The organism is Chromobacterium piscinae, assembly GCF_021129175.1.
Lineage (GTDB): Bacteria > Pseudomonadota > Gammaproteobacteria > Burkholderiales > Chromobacteriaceae > Chromobacterium > Chromobacterium piscinae.
In genome coordinates this window covers 1-1,464 of record NZ_JAJOHV010000132.1, presented here as the reverse complement: position 1 = coordinate 1,464, position 1,464 = coordinate 1, and the positions used below count along the sequence as shown (strand labels likewise).

General features: G+C 62.5%; 1 protein-coding gene. It reads right to left on the bottom strand.

The features are described 5' to 3' along the window. A partial coding sequence (locus LQR33_RS22960; RefSeq protein ID WP_231470577.1) for an AMP-binding protein occupies positions 1 to 1,464 on the bottom strand: 1,464 nt, incomplete at both ends.

The window sequence follows — 1,464 nt, the reverse complement described above, 5'->3', positions numbered from 1 at the left end:
CGCCACCCCGAGCGGCGCCAGTTGCCGATTGGCATCCAGAATATAGACGCTTAGATCTGGAATCTTGACGCCGATGGGACTGGCCCCCCTTCTGTTCACATCCTCAGCGCTTAATGGCCGATAGGTCACATGTACCGTCGTTTCCGTGATGCCGTACATATTGATCAGGAGCGGGCCATGATCGACATGGCGCGCATACCATGGTGCCAGCATCGACGTTTCCAATGCTTCGCCCCCGAAAACGACATAGCGCAGATGGTGTGCTTGGCTGCTGCGCTCCTGGGCACCGATCAATTGCCGGAAAGCGCTCGGCGTCTGATTCAACACCGTCACCTTTTGTTCGCACAACAGCTGGTAGAACTGGTCCGGCGACCGCGCGATGTCTTTCGGCACGATGAGCAGCTTGCCGCCGTGCGCTAGCGCGCCCCAGATTTCCCACACCGAGAAATCGAAGGCGAACGAATGGAACAGACTCCAGACATCTTGCTCGCCGAAATGGAACCAATGATCCGTGGCGCCAAACAGACGGACGACCTGACGGTGCTCCACCATTACGCCTTTGGGCGCGCCGGTCGAACCCGACGTGTAAATGATGTAGGCAAGGTGGGAGGGCGTCAGTCCTCGACGCGCCGCATCCGGGTTATGGTCTGGCAGACGGGACAGCCTGTCGACTTCCTCCACGTCATCCAATACCACTTGCGCGCCTATCCAGTCATGCAGGCTGGGCAACAACGAAGTCTGCGTCAGCATCGCTTTAGGCGAACTGTCTGCCAGCATGTAGCTCAAACGGTCCGGCGGGTAGCCGGGATCAAGCGGCACATACGCGCCGCCAGCCTTCAATACGCCCAGCAGGCCCACAATCATTTCCACATTGCGTTCGACGCAAATGCCGACTAGATCGTCTGGTCCCACCCCCTCGGCGATCAATCTGTGCGCCAGTTGGTTGGCGCGCCGGTTCAATTCGCCATAGCTCAGCGTCTGCTCGCCGCAAACCAGCGCGACAGCCTCCGGCCGCGACGCCGCCTGCGCCTCGAACAGCTGGTGGATCCGCGCCTCTGCCGGATAGCTCGACGCCGCATCGTTGAAGGTGTCCAACAGTTGCAGCCGCTCCGCCGCCGGCAACACGTCCAGACTGCGCACCGCCTCGTCGCTGTCCGACTCCAGCGCCGCCGCCAGCGACGCCAGCGCCGTCTCCATCATCGCGCACACCCGCGCCGCCCCCACGCTCGCCAGCGTCTGCGCCGTCAGAGCCAAGCCGATGCCTAGGTCATCCACCGACAGCGTCAGCGGATAGTTGGTCCGCTCCTCGCCCGCCAGGGATTGAATGCCTTCCCAAACCGTTTGGTTCCCGTCGACGTCCACACTGTGCCTGAAGTTCAGCAAGGCGCTGAACAGAGGCTGCGGCGCCGCCACCCCGCTGCAGCGCTGCGCCAGCGCCAGCGACGCGTGTTCGTGCCGCAGCAG